Below are 22,036 nucleotides of genomic sequence, written 5' to 3'. Positions count from 1 at the left end.
CAATACCATCCCTAGTGGCAAGGCTAAAATAATGCATAAAATATAGCTCTTGTGGGGTGGGCGTCTCGCCATTGGTGTCAAGTTAAGAAAAATGGATTTGTGTCAAGAGAGGGAAACCTAATGGTAGAAGTCAACACAGGGGTGTTGAAAAGAGCCATGAGTAAACCACGGAAAAAGCAAGGGAATCCAGATTTTCGCCATCGAGTCAACGTACCGGCTCCGGCAAGTGAAGAGATAGAATCAAGGTTGTTTGAGTTGGTAAGTCCAGGCACATTTACCAACCTCAAAGAAGTAAAAGATAAAGAACGGAGCTTGCGCTCACGAGTACTGACCCTACCAGTAATGGCAGCAATAGTGTTGAGTATAGTGTATAGACAAGTACAGCACTTAACAGATGTATTGCGAATCCTAGAAGTAGAAGGATTGATGTGGGTAGAGGCAACGAAAGTGAGTAAGCAAGCTTTGTCTCAAAGACTCAACAGCCTACCGGCTCATCTATTTGCCAAACTGTTAGAGCAGGTCATAGAGTGCCTAGCAGCTAAAAGGAGTGTAAGGGAATTAGCCCCAGCCTGGGCATCAGTGTCCGAGAAATTTCCCGCCATTTGGATTGGAGACGCCTCGACACTCGAAGCCATGAAAAAACACTTCGGACAACTGCAAGAAAAAACAGGTGCGGTGTTGGCAGGAAAAATGCTGATGGTGGTTGAAGCTTTCACTCACACTCCCGTGGCAGTTTGGTATGATGCCGATGTCAAACGAAATGAGACTCGTTGGTGGCAAGCACTGTTAGAACGTTTACCTTCAGGCGGTTTACTCGTAGTAGACATGGGATTTTATGGTTTTGAATGGTTTGATTCTCTGACTACAGCTAATAAGTATGTGCTGACACGCCAAAAGGAAAAGGTGAGATATAAGGTAGCACGTGTACTTTCTGACGGCTCTCACTACAAAGACGAAATTATTCAAATGGGATGGCATCACACCAACCCATGTCGCCATCCCATGCGCCAAGTTTCCGTATTGTGGGGCAAGACTTGGTATCATTACTTGACTAATGTTCTTGACCCACAACAACTTTCGGCACAGGAAGTTTGCGAATTATACCGTCGACGCTGGCGCATTGAGGATGCATTTTTATTGACTAAGCGTTTATTGGGATTGTCCTATCTGTGGGTTGGTGGCACTAATGGTGTGCAGATGCAAATATATGCTACTTGGATTTTCTACGCTGTTCTTAATGACTTGTGTGCCGATGTCGCAGTAGCTTTACAACAGCCAATTGAGCGCATTTCTGTAGAAATGGTTTTTCGCAGTTTCTATTTTTTCCACCGCGCACTTTTACGTAACCCTGGGTTACAACTTATTCCTTGGCTCGTAGAACATCATCGTTCGATGGGGTTGGTCAAAGCCGTCCGTCAACGTCACCGACGAACGGCTGCTCGGTCACTTGACATCTGGGCTGATGCCTTAACTTGACACCAATGGCGTCTCGCCCGCCCATAACAGGCGAGACGCCTGTTCCACAAGAAAATTATAATGCACTAAATTAGTTCGTAACGCACCGAATTTTTGAAGATGGTGCGTTGGGAACGCACCCTACACTTTAAGAATTTTTGAAGATGGTGCGTTGGGAACGCACCATACACTTTAAGTTTTGGGTTTAAAAGTTGAAGAAACGTGTAATTCTTTCAACTGTTTCGCATCTACTGTTGAAGGTGCATCTGTTAACAAACAACGCGCTTGTTGTGTTTTTGGAAAAGCAATGACATCGCGAATAGATTCTTCTCCAGTCAGCAACATCACCAAACGATCTAAACCGTAGGCGATGCCACCGTGGGGGGGTGTACCATATTCAAAAGCTTCTAACAAAAAGCCAAATTTATTTTGTGCTTCTTCAGGAGAAAAACCAATCGCTTCAAATACCTGTTCTTGAATTTCTCGCTGATAAATCCGCAGACTTCCACCGCCAACTTCAAAGCCATTAAATACCAAGTCGTAAGCTTGAGCGCGTGCTGTTTTTAAGTCGCTCAAATCATCAGGATGGGGTGCTGTGAAGGGGTGGTGCAATGCTTCAAGACGCTTTTCGTCAGCATTCCACTCAAACATCGGGAAATCTGTAATCCAGAGCAAGTTGATTTTTTCAGAATCAATTAACTTAAATTCCCTGGCGATAACTTGCCGCAATCTGTCTAAAGTTTTATTGACAGTTGGCGCATCAGCAGCAGCAAATAATAACAAATGACCGGCTTTTGCACCTGTGCGGCTGATAATTTCTTGTTTTTGTTCTGGCGTGAGGTTGTCTTTGATTGCGCCAATGGTATCAATTTCACCATCTTCTCTAACGCGGATATAAGCTAAACCTTTAGCACCGGCTTCACTGGCTTCTTTAAATAAGTCACCACCTGGTTTAATGCGGACATTAGAGATGGCATCGTTACCGTTAGGAATGGGGAGGATTTTGACGATACCGCCATTTGCGACAGCTTCCCGAAAGACTTTAAAACCGGAGTCTTTCAAGATATCCGAAACATTGACTAATTCCAAACCATAACGCGTATCAGGTTTATCACTACCGTAGCGATCCATTGCTTCGGCGTAGGTGAGACGGGGAAAAGGATGAGGTAACTCAATGTCTTTAACGCTTTTGAAGATATGAGCAACTAACTTCTCGTTAAGTTCGATAATTTCTTCTTGGGACATGAAGCTCATTTCCATGTCCAATTGGGTAAATTCTGGTTGTCTGTCGGCGCGTAAGTCTTCATCGCGGAAGCAACGAGCAACCTGATAGTATCTATCCATGCCGGATACCATCAATAATTGTTTGAATAGCTGCGGTGATTGGGGTAAGGCGAACCATTCACCAGCATTAACCCGACTGGGTAGGATGTAATCACGCGCACCTTCGGGGGTGGAACGGGTGAGGATGGGGGTTTCTACTTCGATGAAATTGGCGATATCTTCTAGGTAGCGACGGACGGCTTTGACGACTTGGTGACGCAGTTGCAAGTTACTCGCCATGCGATCGCGCCGCAAATCCAAATAACGATATTTTAACCGCAAGTCTTCCCGCACTGGATCGTTGTTGCCGGTAGCGACTTGGAAGGGTAATTGCTTATGGATGGCGTTGAGTAAAACGATTTTATCGGCGTAGATTTCGACATCGCCTGTAGGAATGCGGGAATTTAGGGATTCTTCAGGACGTTGTGTTACCCTGCCTGTGATTTCCACAACATATTCACTTCGCAGTGTGTTAGCCTGTTCGTAAGAATCGGGAGTCCGTTGTGGATCACTGACGATTTGGACTAGCCCAGAGCGATCGCGTAAATCCAAAAATGTCACGCCCCCATGATCGCGGTAACGGTCTACCCATCCGTATAAAGTAACAGTTTCTCCAATATGTTCTTTTCGGAGTTCGCCGCAATAGTGAGTTCGCATAGCTATTAGTTCTTCTTTTCCGGGCTAGATGGTTTGGTAAATAGTCAAAGCCTTCCCATTATCTAGCATCAACACTAATTGTAGTAATTCTGAGTCAATAAAATTCAGCAAAAACGGCAAACTGGCAACGAAGAGGTGAATCTTGCCTCAAGTCACACGCTGTAGAAAACAGTGCTGCGCCATATTGTGTGTTGTTTTTTACAAAATATACGTATCCAACCCAGACTTTTTATGTGCTTAATCATTGTCTCCATAAAAATCTTCATCTAATAACTGATCTATCAGAAAAGGACAATCGAGAGGATATTCTTCTTCAGCAGGTTTTCTAACTCCTAATTTAGCCTTTTTACCTTCCTTAATCGCCAGTTTACGAGCATCGAAATATGCTTGAGAAATAACTTCAGTAATATAGTTTTTAAAAGAAGGATTTTCTTCCAAATCCTTTTTGATTCGGAAACGATGTTCTGTCACAGAACTATACCAGCTTCCTTTCATCATCTCAGGAGCATCAGATTGAACGGTTAGTTTTAGTAAATGTGCAATCAGGATTGTTAAATTACTAATAAATGACCGTTTCTCTGATTTTCCCATATCTTCTAATTCTAAAAGCAAATGCTCCCAATCGATATCATTAAATTGATGCTGTTTAATTTGTTCAATAATGCTTTCTCGCCAAAGATTAAAATCTTGTTCATACAGTTGATTATTCATAGTTAATCTTGTGATCGCTATTGACTGGCGTAATCTAATTTTATCTCAAAACTCCAATCCCCCTCCAAGCCGTGGTGAGGGTTTAGAGGTGGAGTGCTACGGGAATGGTGCAACAGATAAATCTAACCAAATCTTGCCAAAAACCGGAATAATGCCCAGCTAATATGTATAAAATATCATCAATAACCTCTTGCTGACGCGATTATGCCGCCAGATTACGACCGTCAAAATCTCCGAGGGCGCTCTTTTAAAGGTCAAAATCTGACAGGCGCCAACTTTAGCAAAGCGGATATTAGAGGAGCAGATTTTACCAACGCTAACCTTAAAGGTGCTGACTTAAGTGGTGCTAGGGCTGGACTACAGTATCATTCAGTTATTTGGTTACTCATAGTCTCATGGCTGTTGTCGGGATTATTAGGATTTTTCTCAATCTTCATGGGAGTATGGATAGCAGTTATTTTTGAAGCTTTTAAGACTGACAAAACTCAAATTTTTATTATCGGGGTAGTCTCCCTAGTTTTAGTGGCACTCTTTTGCATTGTCACTATTCGCAAGGGTTTCACAGCAGGTTTAGGAGCCTTTGCCTTTGTCATCATAGTTGCTATGGCTGTTGCCTTTGCGGGAGACATAGCCGGAGCTGTCGCTGGAGCTATTGCTGGAGGCATTACTATAGGCATTACCACTTCGATTATAAATGCCACAGCCTTTGCCTTTGCTATCTCCATCGCTGGAGTGTTTGCTGGAGTCGGAGTTTTTGTCAGCTCCTATGCTGGAGTCTTTGCTGGAGCCATAGCTACAGACTTCGTTGGAGTCACAACTAGAGTCTATCAAGCGATTGCTATCAACTATGCTATGGCTATCATTGATGCCTTCATCTTTACACTATTTACTATTTACATAGGGTGGGGTAGTCTCACGAAAAATGAGAAATACACTTTAGTTCGCTTAGTCGCTCTTACCTTAGCTGCTACAGGTGGCACAAGTTTTCGTGGTGCTGATTTAACTGATGCTGATTTTACTGGTGCAATTCTCAAAAACACAGATTTCAGAACAGCAAACCTAACGCGCACTCGTTTTTATGAAGCGAAAAAACTTGATTTTGCTAGACCAGGTAATACGATACTAACTAACCGCGCTGTTCTCAATTTGCTCATTAGCTGCAATGGTAGAGGTAAATCTTACGTTGGTGCTAACCTCAGAGGCGCAAACCTGAAAGGTGCAGACTTGAAAGAGGCTAATTTAAAAGATGCTGATATTATTGAGGCCACTTTCCAAGGCGCTTGTTTAGAATGGGCAAACCTGACTCTTGCTCAAGCAGTCGGTACTAATTTCAGCAATACTCAAATGACAGGTGCTTGTGTGGAAGCTTGGAATATTGAAAATACCACTATATTAGATAATGTAGATTGTCGGTTTGTCTATCTTTTAGATAATCCTAAACCAGGAACCGATGACCGTGAACGCCGCCCCAATAGTGGTTGAAATTGGTAGTGTTGGCAGAGATTTTAATGCTAGTGGACAAGCTTTGAATTTAGGTGAAATGGATATTAGCGGTGTGGTAACAAATACCATCAGCCAATTACCCGCTTCACCAGAACCAGATAAACCGGGAATTAAGGAATTATTGACGCAATTGCAAGCAGCGATTGAGGCGGATAAAAACTTAAATCAAGAAGATAAAGCTGAGGCATTAGAGCAAGTTAAAGCCTTAGCAGAAGCGGGTAAAAATCCCCAAGAAGGAGCAATGCAAAAGGCGGCGAAAACAGCGATAAAGATTTTAAAAGGGACAATTTCTAGTTTACCCACAGCGACAAAATTGGTTGAAGAATGTAGTAAAATTCTGCCGCTAATTTCTGGATTTCTAGGTTTAGGTTAGAGAATGTCTGAGAATATTTAAAAAATGGCGATTAGAAATCGCGTCTACACAGGCAAAACCCACCTCCGTGGGTTTCAAACTCTTGATTTTATATCGTCCGGCATTTATTGCTAGGATGGGAGGTAGAACCTCCCTGATGAGCATTCCCAGTCTCCGACTGGGAACGAGATATATAGAGGTAGAGGCAAAATGTCTAGGTATGAATTATGACTGCTGTAACTGTACAAATACCACCATCGCTTAAATTCACTGATGATGAATTTCTGCAAATAATTGCTGCTAATAAAGATTTGCGTTTAGAATTATCGGCTCATGGGGAATTAATTGTTATGTCGCCAACGGGAGGAGAGACAGGAAACCGGAATTTTGAAGTTTATCTTGATTTAGGGTTTTGGAACCGCAAAAATGGTTTAGGAAAAGCTTTTGATTCTTCTACCGGGTTTAAATTACCTAACGGTGCAACTCGTTCACCTGATGTCTCTTGGGTAAGCATAGAAAGATGGAATGCACTCACACCAGAACAAAGAAAGAAATTTCTGCCCTTATGCCCTGATTTTGTAATTGAATTACTTTCAGAAAGTGATGATTTAGCAGATACTCAGTCCAAAATGCGGGAGTATATTGATAATGGTTTACTTTTAGGCTGGTTAATTAATCCTAAAGATAAACAAGTAGAAATTTATCGCCCTAATCAAAAAGCAGAAGTTTTACAATCTCCTACCAGTTTATCTGGGGAAGATGTATTGCCAGGGTTTATTTTAGATTTACAGCCGATTTTTGGCTCATGACTGGAAAACAAAAAAACGATTAGGGACACAGCAATGCTGTATCCCTAGGAATGGTTATGTATTGCACTTAAGTTTGAGAACGAGGCGCATTGAAGGCTTCCCAGGCGGCTTTTGCGGCTTTTTGCAAGCGATCGCTAAAATTTATCGCTTCTTTCATCATCAAGTACCAGTTTCTTTCCGCTTCATCCTGCATTACTGCCCAAGTGTACTCTAGGCGATGATCGCGTTCCATCAGTTTCTGCCGTTCAATCGCTTCCCGTGCTTGGCGTACAGCATTCAAATAGGTTTCACGGGTAATAGTACCAGCAGCCTCAGCTTGCGCGCGTTTAGCGATCGCCTCAATTAGCGCTGTAGTTTCCCGCTTAACTTCCTCAGTTTCCCCAGCCAATGCGGTTTCAAGTTGATGGGTTTGAAAACTGATTTCTAATTTCTCTCTAGATCCGATGTTATTAGCAGTCATAGTTCGAACATCCTTGTTGCAAAGCTTACTCTCGGATGAAAACTTTACCCTGGACTGAAATTACAAACACTTAATAAGCTGTTGTAGGCAGTTGTTGCTCTAACTTCAGCAACGCTTCAACTCGCGCCTCAGTCGCTGGGTGGCTGGAGAACAAATTACCCAAAAATTGCCCAGAAATTGGATGGATAATCAATAACGGTTCAAAGGCTGGGTTAGCATTTAAAGGCATTTGTCGGGCTGTAACTTCTAAGCGTTGCAGTGCTCTAGCTAAAGCGCGGGGATTACCAGTCAATCTCGCAGCACCAGCATCAGCAGAAAATTCTCTAGTGCGGGATATTGCTAACTGAATGATCGTCGCCGCCACAGGTGCAAGTACTACCGTTAATAGCACTCCCAAAGGATTTCCACCTCTGTTGTCATCTCGCGAACTAGCACCGCCAAACCATGAGCTGTAACTCACCATTTGCGCTAGGAAAGAGATAGCCCCGGCGACAGTAGCAGCTACTGCTTGTGTGAGGGTGTCACGATTAATTATATGGGTGAGTTCGTGGGCAAGAACGCCTTCGAGTTCATCCTCTGGTAATATATTTAAGATTCCTTCGGTGACAGCAACAGCCGCGTGTTCTGGATCTCGTCCTGTAGCAAAAGCATTGGCACCTTGGCTAGGAACAATGTAAACTCCCGGCATGGGAATCTTGGCACGCTGAGACAATCTCTGCACCATTCTATAAAGTCCCGGTGCTTCGGCTTCAGTCACTGGTTGAGCGCGATAGACTGCCAAGGCAATCTTATCAGATTGATACCAAGAAAACAGGTTTGTAACTGCTGCTAATCCAATCCCCACAATCAAGCCAGTAGTACCACCAAGTACCCAGTAACTAATTGCAATTAATAGGCCGCTGAGTGCTGCTAGCAGTGCAGCAGTTTTCAATTGATTTGTCATTTTTTTGCTCTCCTGACTAATGCTGTATAGTTTTTTAGTCCTTTCTAGACAACAGCATTTACTTTAGCCCCTCCTTAACAGTATCCAGTTAAACTCAGATATTACAGTGCAGAAAACCTCTCACAGGAGTTCGGTTTTCCCGATTAAGTTCTGAAAATACATCTGGACTCATGAGGACTTAATTTAGTTTTTTAAATAGTTCAACAGCAATAATACTTATAATTGTATATGTTAAAAAAAGCATCTATCTTTGGTCGTAAACATTGGATTAATCTGCTGATAGTGACACAGCTAAATGGCTTAATTTATTTCAACGAATAGCGTCAGATTTTTACAAATGAAACACCTGCGTCAATTTGAACTATTTATTGCCTTACCCCATCTAATCAAGTGGTTGCCAATCTCCTTTGCAATTGGCATATTTGCCGGCACAGCTTCTGCTGCTCTTTTGGCATCACTAGAATGGGCAACGGATTGGCGCGAATCTCATCGATGGATTATCGCCTTGCTGCCGCTAGCCGGTTTTTTGAGCGGTTTGATTTATCATCACTTTGGTCAGAGTGTAGAAGCAGGAAATAATCTTTTACTAGAAGAAATCCATAACCCAAAAGATATTATTCCCTTCCGTATGGCTCCTTTAGTTCTACTAGGAACAGACCTCACTCATTTATTTGGTGGTTCAGCCGGACGTGAAGGCACAGCGTTGCAAATGGGTGCTTCTCTAGCAGATCAGTTAACTAAAATATTGCACTTTAAAGGGGCAAATCGACGAATTTTGTTAACCGCAGGTATCAGCGGCGGATTTGCTTCAGTTTTTGGTACTCCTTTAGCAGGAACAGTGTTTGGTTTGGAAGTTTTAGCAATTGGTAAAATTCATTATGATGCTCTTTTCCCCTCTTTAATTGCAGCAATTGTCGGGAATCAGGTAACTTTGCTATGGGGTTTACATCATACAGCATACCGACACGCTCCAATTATCCCCACAATTACAATTTGGCAACTGATATCTGCGATTATTGCCGGCGCAATTTTTGGAATTGTGGCGAGACTTTTTGCTCAAGTTACACATAAAATCAATCATTTATTTAAAGCCAAAATATCCTATCCGCCAATGCGTCCTTTAATTGGTGGTGCGATGATAGCCGCAATTGTTGGTTTGAGTGGTACAACCAAATATATTGGGCTGGGTATTCCAACTATTGTCGATTCTTTTTACACTCAGCTACCTCCTGGGGATTTTGCAGCCAAATTGAGTCTTACCGCTTTAACTTTAGGTGCAGGTTTTAAAGGAGGAGAAGTGACACCGCTATTTTTTATTGGTGCAACTTTAGGTAATGCTTTATCGTTACTTTTGGCGCTACCCACACCACTATTAGCCGGAATGGGATTTGTCGGTGTGTTTGCCGGTGCAGCGAATACACCTATAGCTTCGACTTTAATGGGAATTGAACTCTTTGGACTGGAATCTGGTGTATATATTGGTATTAGCTGTGTGGTGAGTTATCTATTTTCGGGACATTCAGGAATTTACACTGCACAGCGCATTGGTTTGAGCAAGTATTCTTCTGTGCAATTGGAAGAAGGACTGACTTTGGCTACTCATAAACAGGCAAAAGTTGAGCCATCTGATGATATCAAATCTTAGACATAGCAGAATCCTTGTAGAGACGTTGCATGCAACGTCTCTACATTCTTTCCCTCCAAATGTCTAATTGATATATAGCAATCCTATTTTAGTTGTTAACAGCAGTATTTTTTTAACGTTCGCGCAGCGTGCCGGAGGCATTACCGCAGAGACGCAGAGAGCGCAGAGGAAGAGAAAAAAGAGATGTGATGCCTACGGCTCCCGTTAGGGATACACATCTAATTTAGGATTGCTATAGTTCGTGTTGTCAGCGGTTAGCGAGATTTAGAATCTTTGTTTTCAGAATAAGTGACGATTAATTTCTGATCTAACTAGCTCATATAACTTGATATCCGCTATGCTTAAATTATATATTTGTGAAAATCTCACAAATGTGCTGTTTAAGAATAGGAGGTTACTATGCTCATAGAGTTTAGTATTGGTAATTACAGATCCTTTAAGGATAAAGTTACTTTTAGTATGGTGGCGGCTAATATTGTCTCTAAAGAAAAGGAACTTGATAATAATAATGTTTTTGCAGTAGATGATGAGCTTAAATTACTCAAAAGTGCTGCGATTTATGGGGCTAATGCTAGTGGTAAAAGCAACATAGCCAAAGCATTAAGTTTTATGAAATGGTTTATGATTAACTCCTCTAAAGATACTCAAACTACAGAAGAAATAGGAGTTGAACCATTTAGGTTAAGTACAGAAACTGAAGCACAACCATCTTTTTTTGAAATTGTGTTTATATTAGATGGCAAAAAGTATAGATATGGGTTTGAAGCCACTAAAGAAGATGTAGTTTCAGAATGGTTATTTGTTGTTCCAAAAACTAGAGAAACTCGGCTTTTTGAACGGAGTTATGATGGAAATCCTGTTACATTTAATTTATCTAAAAGGTTCAAGGCTGAGGGGATTTATCCAAGAACTAGGCATAATGCACTTTTTCTTTCAGTAGCGGCTCAGTTTAATGTTGAAATGGCTGAGAAAATTCTAGATTGGCTAGCAAGAAAATTAAATATAGTTTCAGGGTTAGATGATAGAAGTAATTTGGCTTATACAATAAAATGTCTAGTAGAAGATAATAATAGAGAAGAAATTATTCAATTAATTAAAAAATTAGATTTGGGTATTAGTGACATAAGAGTAAAAAAAGAATCAGAAATTACCCTTGATTCTTTGCCTCTAGCAATAGCAGATGAACTCAAAAACTTCATTCTCAAGAGTGGAGCCAAGAAACCACCTTCAATTTATACTGTTCATCAAAAATTTGATAAACAAGGTAATTATGTTTCTATGGAATTATTTGATTTAGAAGCTCAAGAATCTGAAGGAACTAAAAAAATAGTTGCTATTGCTGGGCTTTTGGTAGATACTCTTAAAAATGGCAAAGTTTTGATATTTGATGAATTTGATGCAAGACTTCACCCTTTAATTAGTAAGGCAATTCTTGAATTATTTAACTCAAAGGAAACAAATTACAATAATGCACAACTAATATTTATGACTCACGATACAAACCTGCTGAGTAACCAACTCTTTCGTAGAGATCAGATTTGGTTTACCGAGAAGAATAAATATGGTGCTACAGATTTATACTCCCTGGTTGAATATAAAATTAGAAATGATGCCTCATTTGAAAGTGACTACATCAAAGGCAGATATGGCGCTATTCCTTTTATTGGAAACTTAAGTCAAATTATCGGTGAACCTAATGCCTAGAAAAAGTGAAGGGAGAACGCCATCTCGTGGTTATTCTGATAGAAAAGTAGAAACAACAGATACAAGAGACACATTCCTAATTATTTGTGGAGGTGAACAAACAGAAGTAAATTACTTTAAAAGGTTTCGTGTTTCCACAACTGTTAAGAAAATTCAGGTTGAAGGATTTGGATATAATCCTAGTAAATTAGTGCAAGAAGCAAAAGAATTTAAAGCTCAAGGAGATTATGATCAGGTTTGGTGTGTATTTGATAGGGATGATTTTCCTAAGCAAGATTTTAACAATGCTATTGCAAGTGCTGAAATAGCAGGATTTAAAGTTGCCTATTCTAATGAAGCTTTTGAATTATGGTATGTATTGCATTTTGAATTTCTAAATACTGGGATTCCTCGTAAAGATTACATCTCTAAATTAGACTTTTTACTGAAAAAGAAATATGAGAAAAATAGTGATACAATTTATGAGGAGATAGAAAATCTACAACCTACTGCTATCAGAAATGCTAAAACTCTTCTCAAGCAATATAACCCTTCTAATCCAGAAAGTGATAATCCTTCAACAACAGTACATTTGTTAGTTGAGGCGCTAAATAAATTTATTCGATAATGCTTATCTGTTTACAGATTAACCTAACAGTTCTCTAACTTTCTCCCGAAACTCTAACGCTGCATCTAGAGGATCATCTGCAATTGCATATTGCGCCAAGATTGTTAAATCCAAATTTGGTAATAACTCGCTCTTTGCAACTTGTTCGTAACTGTCACCGCACAGATGGTAAATTTTAAATTGATTATTTTGGAAAAACCAAACTTCCTTGACACCTAATCTTTTATAAACCTCTAATTTATCTATCCCCCCACTTGTTATAATTACTTCAATTGCTAAATCAGGAAATTCTTTTTCTGTACCTATACAGTAAGATTCATCTGGCTCTACACCACCTTTTTTTGTTTGTTTGCGAAAAGTAGTAGAACCTAGAGGAAAATAACGAATGCGTTTTTCTTGAAAGTAAGCTTCTAGCAAAGAACCAATAATTGTTTTATTGCGTTCATGTCGGTAATTTGGTGACACTAATTCTATCACTCCATCTAAATATGTGACTCTATATTGCAGGCTGTCACCTAAATCATTGAGTAAAGCTTCATAACTCTCCCAACTAACACCAGTGATTGTTTGTCGTTCTTCTGGATCTTCTGCTTGTAACAGTTCAGATAATTCTTGAAGTAATACCATATAAGTTGTTAATCTCTAATTACTGTTCAATCATTGCAGCAAATTCTTCTAAAGCTTGAAAACTTCCCACTTGCCAACTACGTTCAATAGTAGCAGGGATAATCTGAGTAATGGCTATATCCTCAAAATAGGGACTTTGTTCAGATTTGATATATTTGCGATTTTTCAACAAATAAATGGCAAGTCTACCACTATCATATATCCATAATTCGGGGACTCCAATAGCTTCATAAGCATCAAGACTGGTTTTTGATGTGACATCAATTTCTATGGCTAAGTCTGGCGGTGGATTATCAGGTTGTAAACGCCTGCGTCCGATCATTTGTTGATAATTTTGAATATAAAAGCAAGCATCTGGCTCAACTCCTGCTGTACCTTGTCGTTTAAAAGTTGTTGAACCAAAAGGTTGATATTTAATTCCTTTTGCTTTCAGCAATATTTTGATAATATCAGAAATTAAATCTTTGGAAATTTCATGCTCAGGTAAAGGAACCATAATCTCTAAATTACCCTGATTATAGGCAATTCGTGAAGCTCTTTTTTCTCCCAGTTCTTGTAAAATAGATTCAAATTCTTCCCAGGTAACATTTGGAATGGTAACTGTACTACCAGGTGTTAGTTGCATCTGGCTAACGGGTTTGAAGATGGGGATAGCTACACTCATAGCATTTATGATTTTTGATAGATTAAGTCTAACAAAAAGTAGGGTGGGCATTGCCCACCACAACTTACTAAACCTTAAATTTTTCGGTGATGCGCTTCATTGCTTCTTCGACGTTTTCTCGGCTGTTAAATGCAGAGATGCGGAAGTAACCTTCACCCGCAGCACCAAAACCAGAACCAGGAGTTCCCACTACATTTACGGTTTGCAGTAGTTTATCGAAGAATTCCCAACTGGATAAATTATTGGGAGTTTTCACCCAAACGTAAGGTGCATTTACGCCGCCATAAACTGATAAGCCGGCGGCTGTTAATTGCTCTCGAATGATTTTGGCGTTTTCTAAATAGAAACTAACTAAGGCTTTGATTTGCGCTTGTCCTTCTTCCGAGTAAACCGCTTCAGCACCCCGTTGGACGATGTAAGAGACACCGTTAAATTTGGTTGACTGGCGGCGGTTCCAGAGTTTCCACAGTTCGACGTCGGAACCATCAGCGGCTTTGGCTGTGAGTGTTTTGGGGACGACGCTTAAGGCGCAGCGGGTACCGGTAAAGCCGGCATTTTTGGAGAAGGAGCGAAATTCGATCGCACAATCTCTTGCACCTTCAATCTCGTAAATCGAGTGGGGAAGGGAAGAATCGGTGATATAAGCTTCGTAAGCAGCATCAAAGAAGATGATGGAACCGTTGGCTTTTGCGTAATCTACCCAAGCTTTTAGGTGTTCTTTGGTGGCGGTGGCACCAGTGGGGTTGTTGGGGAAGCAGAGATAGATTAAGTCAACTTTTTGGGAGGGAATCTCAGCAGTAAAGTTGTTTTCAGCGGTGACAGGGAGATAAACTAAACCTTCAAACTCGCCTTTATCGTTAGCTACCCCGGTGTTTCCCGCCATGACGTTGGTATCTACGTAGACGGGATAAACTGGATCAGTCACAGCGATCGCATTATCATGACCAAAAATGTCGAGAATATTGCCGTTATCGCACTTGGAACCGTCAGAAATGAAGATTTCATCAGCTTCTATCGCTGCTCCCCTTGCTTGGAAATCGTGAGCAGCAATTTTCTCCCGTAACCAGCTGTAACCTTGTTCTGGGCCATAGCCTTTGAAAGTTGTGCGATCGCCCATTTCTTCCACAGCTTTAATCATAGCTGTGCGGCAAGCTGCTGGTAAAGGTTCGGTGACATCGCCAATACCCAACCGGATCACCTTAGCATCAGGATTTGCTTGGACAAAGGCATTCACCCGGCGAGCAATTTCCGGAAATAGATAACCTGCTTTTAGCTTCAGGTAGTTGTCGTTAATGGTTGCCATAAGTAGATTGTGAAAAACGCCCTCAAACAGCTTACTCCTAATTGATATCTGCAATATCTTTGTTGCTCTTGCCGATGTTAGATGATCTTTGGGAGATGCAAATAAGAAATCGCTACAGGTATTACCCTGTAACGACTTGAAAATTGACTAAAAGGCAAATTGTGAAGCATTGAGGTATTAACCAGCAACACGGCGACGACGTGTAAAGACCATACCACTTGCTACTAAACTCAAGCCAACGAGTGCAGTTGGTTCAGGAACCTCAGTTACGGGCGGAGTTTTTGGTTTGTTAGAGATGTACAATGAGGCGTGAGACAATCCCTGAGCTTTGCCTTGGCCATTTACAGAAACACCAATGGTATTAAATATCCCTGTTAAACCTTTAGAGAAGTCATAATCGTTAAACAGATAGGCACTGTAAGAATTAGATGCCTTCAAGCTAACTACAAAAGTGTTACTGGACAATGGTTGTTTCAGACTCCAAGCGCCAGTAGTGGAGCCGTTAGCTGCTTGAATGAAAGGATTACTGCCTTGATCCGATTTGCCAGCCAAAGTCCATGCTACGCCAGCACCAACAATATCGCTAAACAGACCATTAGCTAATTTTGTATCTAATGCACCTGTATCATTGCCATTAAAGGCTCCCTCGCAATCTGTAGCAGAAACTCCTCCCAGGGAAACGTTAGTAATGCTACAATTTACGGCGGCGTGTGTAGGTGCGGCAGCCACTGTGGTGACAATACCTGTGGTTAACAAAGCGGAAGCGACAAAGGTAGAAAATTTAGTTTTCATTTTATTTTGACTGTCCTGAGATAGGGTTTTAATAGCCTGTAAGCAGTTCTTAGCTTTTTTCCTTAATGCAAACTATCATATGACCGATTCCGGAAAAGTATAAAGGGCGAAAGTAGCATTTTTATCATCTCTTTAATAAAGTGTTGGTAAATTTGAGGAGGACTTAAAGACGCTACCAGGTGTTCTTCAAAATCCTGTGCTGGAAATAGCTACTATTTTCCTCTGTACTATGCTCTGAAACTTCAGACTCGTAGGGATCATAGGCAAGATTCGTTCTTGGGTTTATAGTGAAGAAAATTAACGCCTTGATTTATGAAGAGTGTTGGGCTGAATCTACTACTTTAATACATAAGTAATTTTACTATATAAATTCTAAGATTAAGATACAGATTTTATCATCCTTAGAGGATGTTTGAAAAGTTGTTTGTGATAAATAAAACACTCGTAGATCCCCCCAACCCCCCTTAAAAAGGGGGGCAAAAACTTCTCAAAGTCCCCCTTTTGAAGGGGGATTTAGGGGGATCTCGATCAATTTTGATACTTCTCAGACATCCTCTTACACAGGGAGGCGTTTATAAAATCAAGAAAAATATGTATCTTTGATTTGTTGCGGGAGCGTAAACCGCGCCCGTAGGAGGCTCATATGTAGGGTGCATTTCTAACGCACCGGATTGATTAGCCCTCTTTTGTCACTTTCCGGGAGGGCAATCTCTGAAAGCCTGATCAACCAATCAATCCAACCTATTCTATTAGAAAAAAATGGGTGTGGTATTTGTTATTAGAAATAAATTGTGCAATCGCTTAGTAGATAAAAGCTCTAGAATTCAGAAATGGCAAATGTTTTCGGAGAGTGACAGAACAGGATTAGTTATCACTAGATATCATGTCGGACATCTTGAGCATTGATATTAGCCTCAAAATCTTCATTACAACCTCGCTCTCATCCGGATTTCAGGAGATATCGTGAGTCAGAACCTTGACGCTGCGACAATTTCGATTATTATTCCGACTCTCAACGAAGCGGGTAATATCAAAGACGCTTTAGCCAATACTCAACCGAGTACAAATATAGAAGTAATTGTGGTTGATGGTGGCTCAACAGATGACACTGTAAAAATTGCTCAGTCACTAGGTGTAAAAGTTATCTCATCTCCTACTGGTCGTGCAAGGCAAATGAACGCAGGTGCTTTGGTTGCAAATGGCGACATACTGCTGTTTCTCCATGGGGATACCCGGTTACCCGCAGGATTTGATCAGATGATTCGCACAGCGCTACAACAGCCTAAAGTTGTCGCAGGTGCATTTACTTTGCGGATTGATGCATCGCGCTGGGGTTTGCGGTTGGTGGAATCGGGGGTGAAATGGCGATCGCATTTTTGGCAAATGCCTTATGGTGATCAAGCAATTTTTTTAACCAAAAAAGTATTTCAGCAAATTGGTAATTTTCCTGAATTGCCTATCATGGAAGACTTTGAACTCATAAAGCGGTTAAAAACTTTCGGCAAAATCACCATTATTCCCGTGCCAGTGACTACTTCAGCCCGGAGATGGTTGCAAAAAGGAATTTTCCAAACTACCCTGCTGAATCAGATAGTCATCATTGCATATTTATTCGGTGTTTCACCAGAACGAATTCGTAGTTGGTATCGCCAAGAAAAATTTAGGAGGTTATAAAAATTAATTTAAATACTTGTTCGCCGCTGTTTGATTAACCATAATAAAGCTAATCCGGTAAGCGTAGAATATATAGCTAAACCTCCCACAAACAAAATAGTCTTTTCATCAAATCCCCCATTAAAAATCGTATAAAAATCTCCAAAATCCAAAAAGGGAAAGCTCATTATCATACTCAATGGACTTACCAACACCCAGACAAAAGAGACTGTTTTCCACCGAGAATCTTCAGGAAACTGAGCAATTAGGGCAAACCATTGTACAATTCCAGCTATAGTTCCAACTACTAAACCACTGATAATGCTTTGCCAAAAAGTCTCTTGAACCGTAATAAATTTATCATTTCTTAACCAGAAGTGCCGGCTCTGAACAATCAACTGAAAACTGATAGTACTATAGAAGATACTTGCTATTATCCAGTAACGAATTCGCGGGAAATATTTTCTGAGAACTAATCCTTGTGAGATACCGATAATTGTCCCAATTAAAGCTCCCCCTAGAAGTGAACCTACCAGAATCCCCTCTTGACCAGGTTCTAAAAAGTGCCTAGGTATAGCAGTCCCACATAACGCAATTATAAAGCCTCCAACAAAACCAGATACTATACCTACCAAACTACTTGCTGTTGTTACAGGTATCCATAGCCATAAAAACTTCCCAGTTTTAGCATGGTATTTCATAAAATTAATTACCCAAAAATCTATCCTAAAAAATCATGACAAATCGATTTTTTGAGAAAATACTGAGAAACTTTTTCCAGTTGAGTATCTCCACATTATTTATACTCAGCATAGATTTTATATTAAATACAAAATTTGCCTGGGCGGAAGAATCTGTGAAGACAAATTCTTTCAACCTCCAAGCCATTTTACACAATGCTTTGCAGTGGATTGATAGCTTAGGAACAGTGGGAGCAATTGCTTTTATTACCATCTATATTATTGCAACTGTGGCATTTTTACCAGGCTCAATTCTCACCTTGGGAGCTGGTGTTATTTTTGGTGTATTTTGGGGTTCTGTCTATGTATTTATTGGTGCAACTCTCGGTGCTACAGCGGCGTTTTTGGTGGGACGTTATTTAGCTAGGGGTTGGGTTGCCAATAAAATTGCCGATAACAAAAAGTTTGCTGCTATTGACGAAGCTGTGGGGAGAGAAGGATTAAAAATTGTCTTGTTAACCCGACTTTCCCCAATATTTCCGTTCAACTTATTAAACTACGCTTTTGGAATTACAGGAGTTACACTCAAAGACTATTTCATCGGTTCTTTAGGGATGATTCCAGGAACAATTATGTATGTTTACATCGGTTCCCTAGCTGGAAATTTAGCGCTGATTGGGACTGAGACTCAACCTACCAACCCTACCCTACAATGGGCAATTCGCATTCTGGGTTTTATAGCGTCAGTCGCCGTAACAATTTATGTTACCCGTATAGCGCAAAAAGCTTTAGAAGAAGAAGTTTTGTAAACATTTAAAATTCTCCTGTAGAACAGGCAAGATGCCTGTTCCCCAATATTTAAACAGTAATATTTTTTGATAATCTGTCAATTAACAAACGGACAAAATATTGCCGAGGCTATATTCATTAGTAAAGACAAAATTTCCAGTTTTGCTTTCTCTTAGCAAATAAACTGAAGACCAAGATAAAAAACATACTTCATACTTCACCCTTCAGAGGAACTACTAATGTCCAATTCAGAATTCGAGAGAGTCACAGTTCGTCCAATGGATGAGTATAATCAAACCTTGGTTTCTCACGTCCATCCGCCAAATTGGGTTAATCCCCAACCTGCTGATGAATACGACTTGGTAGTAATTGGTGCAGGTACGGCGGGATTAGTCGTGGCTGCGGGTGCTGCGGGTTTAGATTTGGGTTTAAAAGTGGCTTTAATTGAAAAGCATCTCATGGGTGGAGATTGCTTAAATTTTGGTTGTGTACCGTCCAAATCTATCATCCGGTCTTCTCGCGTAGTTGGCGAAATGTGGGGTGCGAAGGAATTAGGAATTAATATTTCTAAGCATATTGAAGTTGATTTTTCCACAGTTATGGCACGGATGCGACGAATCAGGGCTGGTATGAGTGATCATGATTCGGCGGAACGTTTCTCATCTTTGGGGGTAGATGTTTTCTTGGGTAACGGTCGATTTGCGAGTAACAATACTGTGGAAGTTGGCGATAAAACTCTAAAGTTTAAAAAAGCTGTGATTGCTACCGGCGCTAGGGCGATGCAACCGGCGATTCCGGGTCTGGAAAAAGCGGGTTATTTGACTAATGAGACGATTTTTTCCCTCATTCAACGACCAGAACGTTTGGCGGTGATTGGTGGGGGGCCGATTGGTTGCGAATTGGCGCAAGCATTTCGCCGCTTGGGTTGTGAGGTGGTGCTGTTCCATCGCGGTTCTCACATCCTGAATAAAGAAGATGCTGACGCGGCGGAAATTCTGCAAAAGGTTTTGCTAGATGAGGGTATTCGCTTGGTGCTAAATTGCCAGTTAGAAGAAGTGGTGACAGTCACCGAGGGTAAGCGACTTTATTTTTCTGTGAATGGTCATCGAGATTCGGTGACTGTTGATGAAATTTTAGCCAGTGCGGGACGTGTACCAAATGTGGAAAATCTCAATTTAGCCGCAGTCGGGGTTGAATATGACCAGCAATCGGGTGTGAAGGTGAATGATTACCTCCAAACTACGAACCCCAAGATATATGCTGCTGGGGATATCTGCATGAATTGGAAGTTTACCCATGCGGCGGATGCGGCGGCGCGAATTGTGATTAAGAATGCGCTGTTTTCGCCCTTTGGGTTGGGACGCAGTAGACTTAGCAGTTTGGTGATGCCTTGGGTGACTTATACTGTCCCAGAAATTGCCCATGTGGGGATGTATGAACAGGAGGCGCAAGCCTTGGGGCTGGATGTGGCGACGATTAAGATTCCTTTTAGTAGTGTAGATCGAGCGATCGCAGATGGTGAAGAGTTGGGATTTGTGAAAATCCACCACAAAAAGGGGTCTGACCAGATTCTCGGTGCAACCATCGTCGCCAGTCATGGGGGGGAAATGATTTCTGAAATCACCACGGCAATTATGAATAAGATCGGTTTGAGTAAGTTAAGTAGTGTGATTCATCCTTATCCCACTCAGGCTGAAGCGATTAAAAAAGCAGCGGATACTTATCGCCGGACACTGTTAACAGCGAACACCAAAAAACTCTTGGGATTTCTGACAAAGTTATCTTGATTGGGGATTGGTAATTGGGCGCAAGATTCTCAGATTAAAGGATTAAGATGATTGATTTGAGGATAATAAACATTAATCCTGTTCATCCATTTATCCTTAAATCCTGATTTAAAGTTGTGTCGCTGTCTCCGGAGCAACAATTTCACCAGTTCCCAATTCCAAGATCATATCTTGATCGGTAATCAGTTCGTTGAGTTCTTTAACTTGCAAATTCATTTTTTCGCAAGCTTGCCTTAGTTCTCGTGTAAATGTGTTGATATCATCACTATAGCCACATTGATAAGCAGCAGTTTCAATTCCTTGCTTGGCATTTGCTCTAGCACAATCTACTAGATCAGTGCCATACAATGGTGTTGGGGATGCCATAGATTTAGAAGTTATTTGTTAGGTGTTCTTTGCTAGACAGATTATCACCTATTCAATATCAACTCATCTACCTAATGGAGGACGCAGGGAGATATTTAGGAGATAAATTCACAATTTCCCTGTATCCTTCAGATTACAGCAGTATCTTTCTTAAGGGCACAGCATTGCTGTGCCCCTACCTCACTATTTATCTGAAAATAGCTGTAAAAAAAATCAGCCGTTGACTACTTCTCCGCCATTGGGATGTAATACTTGACCAGACATATAAGAAGCGTCATCAGAAGCGAGAAATACATAACTAGGTGCAACTTCTTCTGGTTGTCCGGCTCGTTGCATTGGTGCCTGCTGTCCAAAAGTAGCAACTTTCTCTTCGGGAAAAGTTGAGGGAATTAAAGGTGTCCAAATTGGACCTGGTGCTACAGCGTTAACACGAATTCCCTTACCTAGCAAATTTTGTGATAAGGAACGAGTAAACGCGACAATTGCACCTTTTGTCGAAGAGTAATCCAATAATTGCGGACTACCTTTATAAGCTGTGACTGATGTAGTATTGATGATAGAACTACCAGGTTGCAAGTGCTTAACCGCCGCCTTGGTCAGATAAAACATCGAGAAAATATTAGTGCGAAAAGTTCGCTCTAATTGCTCTTTGCTAATATCCTCAATATTCTCTTGTGGATGCTGTTCAGCGGCGTTGTTGATCAGAATATCAAGTTTGCCAAACTCATCTACTGTTTGTTGGATAACTTGCTGACAAAAGCCTTCATCGGTAATGTCACCTGCTATTGGTACCGCCCTTCGTCCTTGTTTTTCTACTAAATCTTGCGTTTCTTTGGCGTCTCCGTGTTCTTTGAGGTAGACTATCGCTACATCTGCACCTTCTTTAGCAAATGCGATCGCTACAGCCCGACCAATCCCACTATCGCCACCTGTAATCACTGCCACCTTATTTTTTAGCTTACCACTACCCCGATATTGTTCATCATCTGCTTTGGGTTTTGGTTGCATTTCTGATTCCACACCTGGTGGTTTTTGTTGCTGTGGCGGTTGTAATTTTTTTTCTCTTGGCATCGGTTCTTTCCTAGAAATTGAATCGTAACAAATAGCAAAAGTAAACCTTGGATCGAAAAACCAACCCAAGGTTTGCTTTTAAATTTGGCTCCCACTTGCACAAGGCAAGTTTAGGCTTTTCTACCCCGGATGTTC

The 22,036-nt window shown here is 40.9% G+C and carries 19 protein-coding genes and 1 pseudogene; 9 read left to right on the top strand and 11 right to left on the bottom strand.

All coding sequences use genetic code 11. From position 1 onward, the window contains the following. The first annotated feature begins 156 nt into the window (after nt 1-156). The gene (locus tag CYLST_RS00605; RefSeq protein WP_041233351.1) at nt 157-1,476 is read left to right on the top strand and encodes an IS4 family transposase; all 1,320 of its coding nucleotides are present in this window, start codon (nt 157-159) and stop codon (nt 1,474-1,476) included. 171 nt (nt 1,477-1,647) lie between these two features. On the opposite strand, the gene aspS is transcribed toward CYLST_RS00605, so the two are convergent. Both aspS and CYLST_RS00595 read right to left on the bottom strand, forming a co-directional pair. Beyond that, complete coding sequence (gene aspS, locus CYLST_RS00600) at nt 1,648-3,435, bottom strand: aspartate--tRNA ligase (protein ID WP_015205764.1); 1,788 nt, start codon at nt 3,433-3,435, stop codon at nt 1,648-1,650. Between the two features lie 237 nt (nt 3,436-3,672). Further along, nucleotides 3,673-4,146: a DUF29 domain-containing protein gene (locus CYLST_RS00595; protein WP_015205763.1), complete on the bottom strand. Its 474-nt coding sequence runs from the start codon at nt 4,144-4,146 to the stop codon at nt 3,673-3,675. A gap of 204 nt (nt 4,147-4,350) precedes the next feature. Here CYLST_RS00595 and CYLST_RS00590 point away from each other — a divergent pair. Both CYLST_RS00590 and CYLST_RS00585 read left to right on the top strand, forming a co-directional pair. Further along, nucleotides 4,351-6,022: pseudogene (locus tag CYLST_RS00590) on the top strand (pentapeptide repeat-containing protein). 206 nt (nt 6,023-6,228) lie between these two features. Beyond that, nucleotides 6,229-6,810 carry a Uma2 family endonuclease gene (locus tag CYLST_RS00585; protein WP_015205760.1) on the top strand — a complete coding sequence of 194 codons (582 nt, stop codon included), beginning with the start codon at nt 6,229-6,231 and terminating at the stop codon, nt 6,808-6,810. A gap of 67 nt (nt 6,811-6,877) precedes the next feature. Here the strand turns inward: CYLST_RS00585 and CYLST_RS00580 are convergent, their stop codons facing one another. Further along, a complete protein-coding gene (locus CYLST_RS00580; protein ID WP_015205759.1) occupies nt 6,878-7,270 on the bottom strand; it encodes a hypothetical protein in 393 nt (130 codons plus the stop codon). 70 nt (nt 7,271-7,340) lie between these two features. Further along, nucleotides 7,341-8,213 (bottom strand): zinc metalloprotease HtpX, encoded by an 873-nt coding sequence (locus CYLST_RS00575; protein ID WP_015205758.1) that lies wholly within the window; start codon nt 8,211-8,213, stop codon nt 7,341-7,343. Between the two features lie 337 nt (nt 8,214-8,550). Between CYLST_RS00575 and CYLST_RS00570 the strand changes: the two genes are divergently transcribed. From CYLST_RS00570 to CYLST_RS00560, 3 genes are all read left to right on the top strand, one after another. Continuing rightward, on the top strand, nt 8,551-9,858 hold the full coding sequence (locus CYLST_RS00570) for a voltage-gated chloride channel family protein (protein ID WP_015205757.1): 1,308 nt from the start codon (nt 8,551-8,553) through the stop codon (nt 9,856-9,858). A gap of 399 nt (nt 9,859-10,257) precedes the next feature. Next, complete coding sequence (locus tag CYLST_RS00565) at nt 10,258-11,562, top strand: AAA family ATPase (protein WP_015205756.1); 1,305 nt, start codon at nt 10,258-10,260, stop codon at nt 11,560-11,562. Further along, the gene (locus tag CYLST_RS00560) at nt 11,555-12,169 is read left to right on the top strand and encodes an RloB family protein (protein WP_015205755.1); all 615 of its coding nucleotides are present in this window, start codon (nt 11,555-11,557) and stop codon (nt 12,167-12,169) included. Before CYLST_RS00565 ends, CYLST_RS00560 begins: the two co-directional genes overlap by 8 nt. A gap of 18 nt (nt 12,170-12,187) precedes the next feature. Here CYLST_RS00560 and CYLST_RS00555 read toward each other — a convergent pair whose 3' ends face one another. The 4 genes from CYLST_RS00555 to CYLST_RS00540 form a co-directional block, all read right to left on the bottom strand. Further along, entirely contained in the window at nt 12,188-12,796 is a 609-nt protein-coding gene (locus tag CYLST_RS00555) for a Uma2 family endonuclease (protein WP_015205754.1), read from the bottom strand. A gap of 19 nt (nt 12,797-12,815) precedes the next feature. Further along, a complete protein-coding gene (locus CYLST_RS00550; protein ID WP_041232899.1) occupies nt 12,816-13,460 on the bottom strand; it encodes a Uma2 family endonuclease in 645 nt (214 codons plus the stop codon). Between the two features lie 67 nt (nt 13,461-13,527). Continuing rightward, on the bottom strand, nt 13,528-14,763 hold the full coding sequence (locus CYLST_RS00545) for an LL-diaminopimelate aminotransferase (RefSeq protein WP_015205752.1): 1,236 nt from the start codon (nt 14,761-14,763) through the stop codon (nt 13,528-13,530). A 177-nt stretch (nt 14,764-14,940) separates the two neighbouring features. Continuing rightward, entirely contained in the window at nt 14,941-15,555 is a 615-nt protein-coding gene (locus tag CYLST_RS00540; protein ID WP_015205751.1) for a PEP-CTERM sorting domain-containing protein, read from the bottom strand. Nucleotides 15,556-16,518: 963 nt separating this feature from the next. On the opposite strand from CYLST_RS00540, the gene CYLST_RS00535 reads away from it, so the two are divergent. After that, entirely contained in the window at nt 16,519-17,229 is a 711-nt protein-coding gene (locus tag CYLST_RS00535; protein WP_015205750.1) for a TIGR04283 family arsenosugar biosynthesis glycosyltransferase, read from the top strand. Nucleotides 17,230-17,237: 8 nt separating this feature from the next. Here the strand turns inward: CYLST_RS00535 and CYLST_RS00530 are convergent, their stop codons facing one another. Then, nucleotides 17,238-17,909: a hypothetical protein gene (locus tag CYLST_RS00530; protein WP_015205749.1), complete on the bottom strand. Its 672-nt coding sequence runs from the start codon at nt 17,907-17,909 to the stop codon at nt 17,238-17,240. A gap of 35 nt (nt 17,910-17,944) precedes the next feature. On the opposite strand from CYLST_RS00530, the gene CYLST_RS00525 reads away from it, so the two are divergent. Beyond that, a complete protein-coding gene (locus CYLST_RS00525; protein ID WP_015205748.1) occupies nt 17,945-18,697 on the top strand; it encodes a TVP38/TMEM64 family protein in 753 nt (250 codons plus the stop codon). A 219-nt stretch (nt 18,698-18,916) separates the two neighbouring features. Then, a complete protein-coding gene (locus CYLST_RS00520) occupies nt 18,917-20,464 on the top strand; it encodes a mercuric reductase (RefSeq protein WP_015205747.1) in 1,548 nt (515 codons plus the stop codon). A 108-nt stretch (nt 20,465-20,572) separates the two neighbouring features. Here the strand turns inward: CYLST_RS00520 and CYLST_RS00515 are convergent, their stop codons facing one another. Both CYLST_RS00515 and CYLST_RS00510 read right to left on the bottom strand, forming a co-directional pair. Then, nucleotides 20,573-20,830 carry a hypothetical protein gene (locus tag CYLST_RS00515; protein WP_015205746.1) on the bottom strand — a complete coding sequence of 86 codons (258 nt, stop codon included), beginning with the start codon at nt 20,828-20,830 and terminating at the stop codon, nt 20,573-20,575. Nucleotides 20,831-21,043: 213 nt separating this feature from the next. Further along, nucleotides 21,044-21,901 carry an SDR family oxidoreductase gene (locus CYLST_RS00510; RefSeq protein ID WP_015205745.1) on the bottom strand — a complete coding sequence of 286 codons (858 nt, stop codon included), beginning with the start codon at nt 21,899-21,901 and terminating at the stop codon, nt 21,044-21,046. Between the last annotated feature and the right edge of the window lie 135 nt (nt 21,902-22,036).

This window comes from Cylindrospermum stagnale PCC 7417, assembly GCF_000317535.1.
Taxonomy (GTDB): Bacteria; Cyanobacteriota; Cyanobacteriia; order Cyanobacteriales; family Nostocaceae; genus Cylindrospermum; species Cylindrospermum stagnale.
The sequence above is the reverse complement of the archived record's forward strand: the minus strand, read 5'-3'. Positions and strand labels throughout refer to the sequence as shown.

Bases quoted from the DNA above. Each gene is read 5' to 3' on its own strand.
- CYLST_RS00585 (WP_015205760.1), top strand. From the start codon at position 6,229: ATGACTGCTGTAACTGTACAAATACCACCATCGCTTAAATTCACTGAT.
- CYLST_RS00575 (WP_015205758.1), bottom strand. From the start codon at position 8,213: ATGACAAATCAATTGAAAACTGCTGCACTGCTAGCAGCACTCAGCGGC.
- CYLST_RS00510 (WP_015205745.1), bottom strand. From the start codon at position 21,901: ATGCCAAGAGAAAAAAAATTACAACCGCCACAGCAACAAAAACCACCA.
- CYLST_RS00545 (WP_015205752.1), bottom strand. From the start codon at position 14,763: ATGGCAACCATTAACGACAACTACCTGAAGCTAAAAGCAGGTTATCTA.
- CYLST_RS00520 (WP_015205747.1), top strand. From the start codon at position 18,917: ATGTCCAATTCAGAATTCGAGAGAGTCACAGTTCGTCCAATGGATGAG.
- CYLST_RS00595 (WP_015205763.1), bottom strand. From the start codon at position 4,146: ATGAATAATCAACTGTATGAACAAGATTTTAATCTTTGGCGAGAAAGC.
- CYLST_RS00525 (WP_015205748.1), top strand. From the start codon at position 17,945: ATGACAAATCGATTTTTTGAGAAAATACTGAGAAACTTTTTCCAGTTG.
- aspS (WP_015205764.1), bottom strand. From the start codon at position 3,435: ATGCGAACTCACTATTGCGGCGAACTCCGAAAAGAACATATTGGAGAA.
- CYLST_RS00580 (WP_015205759.1), bottom strand. From the start codon at position 7,270: ATGACTGCTAATAACATCGGATCTAGAGAGAAATTAGAAATCAGTTTT.
- CYLST_RS00560 (WP_015205755.1), top strand. From the start codon at position 11,555: ATGCCTAGAAAAAGTGAAGGGAGAACGCCATCTCGTGGTTATTCTGAT.
- CYLST_RS00530 (WP_015205749.1), bottom strand. From the start codon at position 17,909: ATGAAATACCATGCTAAAACTGGGAAGTTTTTATGGCTATGGATACCT.
- CYLST_RS00570 (WP_015205757.1), top strand. From the start codon at position 8,551: ATGAAACACCTGCGTCAATTTGAACTATTTATTGCCTTACCCCATCTA.
- CYLST_RS00555 (WP_015205754.1), bottom strand. From the start codon at position 12,796: ATGGTATTACTTCAAGAATTATCTGAACTGTTACAAGCAGAAGATCCA.
- CYLST_RS00565 (WP_015205756.1), top strand. From the start codon at position 10,258: ATGCTCATAGAGTTTAGTATTGGTAATTACAGATCCTTTAAGGATAAA.
- CYLST_RS00515 (WP_015205746.1), bottom strand. From the start codon at position 20,830: ATGGCATCCCCAACACCATTGTATGGCACTGATCTAGTAGATTGTGCT.
- CYLST_RS00605 (WP_041233351.1), top strand. From the start codon at position 157: ATGAGTAAACCACGGAAAAAGCAAGGGAATCCAGATTTTCGCCATCGA.
- CYLST_RS00550 (WP_041232899.1), bottom strand. From the start codon at position 13,460: ATGAGTGTAGCTATCCCCATCTTCAAACCCGTTAGCCAGATGCAACTA.
- CYLST_RS00540 (WP_015205751.1), bottom strand. From the start codon at position 15,555: ATGAAAACTAAATTTTCTACCTTTGTCGCTTCCGCTTTGTTAACCACA.